Source organism: Rhodoplanes elegans (assembly GCF_016653355.1).
Taxonomy (GTDB): Bacteria; Pseudomonadota; Alphaproteobacteria; order Rhizobiales; family Xanthobacteraceae; genus Rhodoplanes; species Rhodoplanes elegans.
Map to the genome: position 1 here is coordinate 1 of NZ_NHSK01000032.1, position 5,526 is coordinate 5,526.

The 5,526-nt window shown below is 67.8% G+C and carries 7 protein-coding genes; all 7 read right to left on the reverse strand.

The features are described from left to right. Positions 1-887: P-type conjugative transfer protein TrbL (trbL, locus tag CCR97_RS02115; protein ID WP_201159265.1), on the reverse strand; the 887-nt coding region annotated here is incomplete at its 3' end. Between the two features lie 4 nt (positions 888-891). Continuing rightward, positions 892-1,242, reverse strand: a complete 351-nt coding sequence (gene trbK-alt, locus CCR97_RS02120; RefSeq protein ID WP_207199367.1) for a putative entry exclusion protein TrbK-alt — start codon at positions 1,240-1,242, stop codon at positions 892-894. Then, complete coding sequence (gene trbJ / locus CCR97_RS02125) at positions 1,239-2,003, reverse strand: P-type conjugative transfer protein TrbJ (RefSeq protein WP_012047471.1); 765 nt, start codon at positions 2,001-2,003, stop codon at positions 1,239-1,241. Before trbJ ends, trbK-alt begins: the two co-directional genes overlap by 4 nt. Then, positions 2,000-4,438: a conjugal transfer protein TrbE gene (trbE, locus tag CCR97_RS02130; RefSeq protein WP_111359763.1), complete on the reverse strand. Its 2,439-nt coding sequence runs from the start codon at positions 4,436-4,438 to the stop codon at positions 2,000-2,002. The genes trbJ and trbE overlap by 4 nt, the downstream gene beginning before the upstream one ends. An 8-nt stretch (positions 4,439-4,446) precedes the next feature. Then, positions 4,447-4,725, reverse strand: a complete 279-nt coding sequence (locus CCR97_RS02135) for a VirB3 family type IV secretion system protein (RefSeq protein WP_111359762.1) — start codon at positions 4,723-4,725, stop codon at positions 4,447-4,449. Next, entirely contained in the window at positions 4,725-5,084 is a 360-nt protein-coding gene (locus CCR97_RS02140) for a TrbC/VirB2 family type IV secretion system protein (protein ID WP_012047468.1), read from the reverse strand. Before CCR97_RS02140 ends, CCR97_RS02135 begins: the two co-directional genes overlap by 1 nt. Further along, positions 5,081-5,526: ATPase, T2SS/T4P/T4SS family (locus CCR97_RS02145; RefSeq protein WP_201159267.1), on the reverse strand; the 446-nt coding region annotated here is incomplete at its 5' end. The genes CCR97_RS02140 and CCR97_RS02145, both read right to left, overlap by 4 nt.

Genomic DNA, 5,526 nt, shown 5'->3' on the forward strand with positions numbered 1-5,526 from the left:
ACGGCGAGTCCGCCGGCCGCACCCGCCGCGACTGCCGCGCCGCCCGCCGCAAGGCCGGTGCCCACGGCCGCGCCGGCGCTGAGCTGCGGGCCGCCGCTGACTAGGCCATTGGCGATGCCGGGTCCGAAGATCCCGAGGCCGAGAAGCGAAAGCGCCGCGAGCACGATCGCCATGGCCTGATCGATGGTCGGGCTGGCGCCGCCGAAGCCGGCGGTGAACTCGGAGAACAGCGTCGAGCCGATGCCGATGATGACCGCGAGCACCAGCACCTTGATGCCGGAGCTGATGACGTTGCCCAGCACACGCTCGGCCATGAACGCGCTCTGCCCGAACAGCCCGAACGGGATGAGCACGAAGCCCGCGAGCGTCGAGAGCTTGAACTCGATGAGAGTCACGAAGAGCTGCACCGCGAGGATGAAGAAGGCGAGCAGGACGAGCGCCCAGGCGAGGAATAGGCACGCGATCTGGATGAAGTTCTCGAAGAACGACCAGTAGCCCATGAGGCCCGAGATCGAGTCGAGCAGCGGCCGGCCGGCGTCGAGGCCGGTCTGCGCGACGCGGCCCGGGCGAAGAAGATCAGCCGTCGTGAAGCCGGTTCCGCTCGCCTTCAGTCCGAGGCCGGCGAAGGACTCGAAGACGATCCGCGCGAGGTTGTTCCAGTTGCCGATGAGATAGGCGAATACGCCGACGAACAGCGTCTTCTTGATGAGGCGGGCGAGGATGTCGTCATCGGCGCCCCAGCTCCAGAACAGAGCGGCGAGCGTGACGTCGATCACGATCAGCGTGGTCGCAACGAAGGCGACCTCGCCGCCGAGGAGGCCAAACCCGCTGTCAATGTAGCGGGTGAAGACCTCGAGGAAATGGTCGATGACGCCCGTGCCCCCCATGGCGCTACTCGCCGCCTGGCGCGGCGCCGCGGCTGCGGCTCTCACCGCTGGAGCCCGGCAATCCGGACCCGATTTGCGGGCGTGCCGTGCCTGGTGTCAGGAAGCGCCGGCGGCTCTCCGCCCAGGCGCGGAGGCATGCCCGATCGCGCGGCCCGGCCTCGCCGAGGCTCTGGCATCGGAACAACTCGTCTCGCAGCGGGTCGGCCGCACCCACCTCCGCTTGCCGGGCTGGAGTGGTTTCAGGCCGCTCCACTTTCCGGGTCAGCTCGATGACCGTCGCGGTGATCGCGACGGCGACGAACGCGACAGCTCCGATTCGGGCGAGAGTCTTGGCGTCCACGGGACGCGCCCTCATTTGCCGCTATTCGGGAACATGCGGGCGTTTCCGGCCTGATAACCGGCGCCGGGCGTCAGGAAGCGCCGGCGCTGTTCACGTCCTTGCTCGGCCGCGGCCGCGCGCTCGGCATCGGCGAGAGCCCGTGCTCGCCCATCGGCTGCCACGACAGCAGTCAAGTCGGCGAGTTGTTGCGCTTGGAGTGCGAGGATCTGGTTGCCAGCCTGTGTTGCTTGCAGCGCGCCCGTGGCGCCTTGGCTCTGGCCGACCAGCGCCGACATCTCCGTGCGGTTTGTGTCGATGTTGCCGACCACACCGGCCTGGACGCGCATCGCGTCCTGAAGTCCGCCGACCGTATTCTGCCAGCGCGTGCGCGCATCCGCGATCAATTGCTGATCCGATGCCGAGAGTGACGCGTTGCCATAAGTGGTCTGGAACGCGCGGTCGACCTGCTGCACGTCGAAGGCGATGTTCTGCGCCTGGCCGAGAAGCTGCTGGGTGCGCTGGACGGACTGATGGAGACGCTGCAACGAGGAATACGGCAAGCTCGCGAGATTGCGCGCCTGGTTGATTAGCATCTGCGCTTCGTTCTGGAGCGAGGTGATCTGGTTGTTGATCTGCTGCAGCGCGCGCGCCGCCTGCAGCACGTTCTGCGCATAGTTGGTCGGGTCGTAGACGATCCACTGGGCTGCGGCAGGCGCGACCAGGACCGGCGAAAACCAAAGCGGAAGTGAAAGAGCCGTCGCGGCAAGAAGCGCCGCGCGGGAACGACGGACAATCATGATTGTGTCTCCAGGTTGGTGAGGTTTGGGATGAGATCGGCGGCCCACGCGACGCCGCGCAGGTGCAGCCATGCCGGCAGGAAATTCTCACGGCCATGTTCGGCGACGATGCGCTCGATGGCGGCTTGATCGGCCTTGGAGGACGCGGCGCACAGGGCGAGAGCGACGTCGGAGAGGCCGAGTTCGAAGAGCCTGTTGCCGCGTCGCGACTGGCAGTAGTAGTCGCGCTTCGGCATCGCGCGCGCGAGGATTTCGATCTGGCGATCGTTTAACCCGAACCTGCGGTAGATCGCAGTGATCTGCGGCTCGATCGCCCGCTCGTTCGGGAGCAGCACTCGCGTCGGGCAGCTCTCGATGATGGCCGGCGCGATCGGTGAATTGTCGATGTCGGAAAGCGACTGCGTGGCGAAGACGACGCTGGCGTTCTTCTTTCGGAGCGTCTTCAGCCACTCCCGGAGCTGGCCCGCGAAGCCTTCGTCGTCGAGCGCCAGCCAGCCTTCGTCGACGATCAGCAAGGTCGGCCGCCCGTCGAGGCGATCCTCGAGGCGGTGAAACAGATAGGCGAGCACGGCCGGCGCCGCGCCGGTGCCGATCAGGCCCTCGGTCTCGAAGGCCTGGACCGATGCCTCGCCGAGATGCTCGTGCTCGGCGTCGAGCAGGCGGCCATAGGCCCCGCCGACACAATAGGGCCGCAGCGCCTGCTTGAGATCGTTTGATTGCAGGAGCACCGCGAGGCCGGTGATCGTGCGTTCGACGACGGGAGCGCTGGCAAGAGAGGTCAGCGCGGTCCAGAGATGCTCCTTGACCTCGGGTGTGATCGCCACGCCCTCGCGCATCAGGATCGCGACGATCCAGTCGGCGGCCCAGGCGCGTTCGGGGACATGGTGGATGCCGGCGAGCGGCTGCAGCGAAACGCTCTCGGCGGACCCGTCCGTGAGACCGCCGCCGAGGTCGTGCCAGTCGCCGCCCATGGCGAGCGCGGCGGCGCGGATCGAACCGCCAAAGTCGAAGGCGAAGACCTGCGAGCGGGAATAGCGCCGGAACTGAAGGGCCATCAGCGCCAGCAGCACCGACTTGCCGGCGCCGGTCGGGCCGACGACGAGCGTGTGACCGACGTCACCAACATGCAAAGAGAACCGGAACGGGGTGGACCCTTCGGTCTTGCCGAACAGCAAGGTGGGTGCACCGAAGTGCTCATCCCGTTCCGGCCCCGCCCACACCGCCGACAGCGGGATCATGTGGGCGAGGTTGAGGGTCGAGATCGGCGGCTGGCGCACGTTGGCGTAGACATGCCCCGGCAGCGAGCCGAGCCAGGCGTCCACGGCATTGATCGTCTCGGGCATCGCGGTGAAGTCGCGGCCCTGGATGGCCTTCTCGACCAGCCGCAGCTTTTCGGCGGCGATGCGGGGGTCATCGTCCCAGACCGTCACCGTCGCGGTGACATAGGCCTCGCCGGCGTAGTCGGCGCCGAGCTCCTGGAGCGCGAGGTCGGCGTCGGCCGCCTTGTTCGCGGCATCGGTGTCGACGAGAGCCGAGGCCTCGTTGGTCATTACCTCCTTCAGGATCGCCGCGATGCTCTTGCGCTTGGCGAACCATTGCCGGCGGATCTTGGTCAGCAGCCTGGTTGCGTCGGTCTTGTCGAGCAGGATCGCGCGCGTCGCCCAGCGATAAGGAAACGCCAGCCGGTTCAGCTCATCCAAAATGCCCGGCGTGGTTGCCGTCGGAAAACCGACGATCGTGAGCACGCGAAGGTGTGCGTCGCCGAGCCGCGGCTCGAGGCCTCCCGTCAGCGGCTGGTCGGCCAATAACGCGTCGAGATATATCGGCGTCTCGGGCACGCGCACGCGATGGCGCCTGGTCGAGATGCAGGAATGCAGGTAGGTCAGCGTCTCGCCGTCATCGAGCCAGGCGCATTCGGGCATGAAGGCTTCGATGAGCTGCAGGACGCGATCCGTGCGGTCGACGAAGCCGCTTAGGATCTCGTGCGGATCGACGCCGCGGTCGGCCTTGCCCTCGTAGAGCCAGTTCTCGGCGCGCGCGGCGTCCTCGGCCGGCGGCAGGTAGGTGAAGGTGAGGAAGTAGCTCGACTCGAAATGCGCACTCGCTTCCTCGAAGTCCGCCTTGCGCTCGGCGTCGACCAGCGCAGACGCGGCATCGGGAAAGCGGCTCGACGGATAGGCGCCGACGCCGTGACGCTGCGCCTCGACGAAGATCGCCCAGCCGGAGCCGAGGCGCCGGAAGGCGTTGTTGAGGCGGCCCGCGACGGCGACCAGCTCGGCCGGCACGGAGGAGTCGAGGTCGGGGCCGCGGAAGCGTGCCGTGCGCTGGAAGCTGCCGTCCTTGTTGAGGACGACGCCCTCTGCGGCGAGCGCTGCCCACGGCAGGAAGTCGGCGAGGCGCGAAGACGTGCGGCGATATTCGGCGAGGTTCATCATCGGCCGCCTCACACGCCCAGGAAGCCGGGAATGCGCAGGTGCCGGCGCGTGACCTCCACGAACATCGGATCGCGCTTCGCCGCCCACACCGCCGCGAAATGGCCGACGGCCCAAAGGCCGAGGCCGACGAGCCAGAGCCGCAGGCCGAGCCCGAGCGCGGCGGCGAGCGTGCCGTTGAGGATGGCGATCGAGCGCGGCGCGCCGCCGAAGAGGATGGGCTCGGTCAGCGCCCGATGGACTGGCACCGAGAAGCCGGGGACCTCGGCGGTCTCAAGCACACCAGCCATCACACCACCGCCCCACCGCCGAAGTTGAAGAAGCTCAGGAAGAAGGAGCTGGCTGCGAATGCGATCGACAGGCCAAAGACGATCTGCACGAGCCTGCGGAAGCCGCCGCTCGTATCGCCGAAGGCGAGCGTCAGGCCAGTGACGATGATGATGATCACCGCGATGACCTTGGCCACCGGGCCTTCGATCGATTGCAGGATCTGCTGAAGCGGCTGCTCCCACGGCATGGACGAGCCGCTGGCATAGGCCGGCGCCGCGTAGAGAAGCCCTGTCGCGGTCAGACCGATGGCGCCGATCCGGTCGAGAACCGAGCCGACGAATAGGCGGTGCTTAGTTGATGGCTGTCGGGCGGCGGTCATGCGTGATCTCCTGCTGGGCCTGCTGTCGCGGGGGTGATGCGGTAGTCGCCGCCGGGTCCGAGGCCCTCGACGCGGGCGAGCTCGGCGAGACGGCGCGAGGCGCCGCGGCCGCTCAGCACGGCGACGAGATCGATGGTTTCTGCGATCAGCGCGCGCGGGACCGTGACGACGGCTTCCTGGATGAGCTGCTCGAGGCGGCGAAGCGCGCCGATCGCGGTGCCGGCGTGGATGGTGCCGATGCCGCCGGGATGTCCGGTGCCCCACGCCTTCAGGAGGTCGAGCGCCTCGGCGCCGCGCACCTCGCCGATGGGAATGCGGTCGGGCCGCAGGCGCAGGGAAGACCGCACCAGGTCGGACAGCGTTGCGACACCATCCTTGGTGCGCATGGCGACGAGATTGGGCGCCGCGCATTGAAGCTCGCGCGTGTCCTCGATGAGGACGA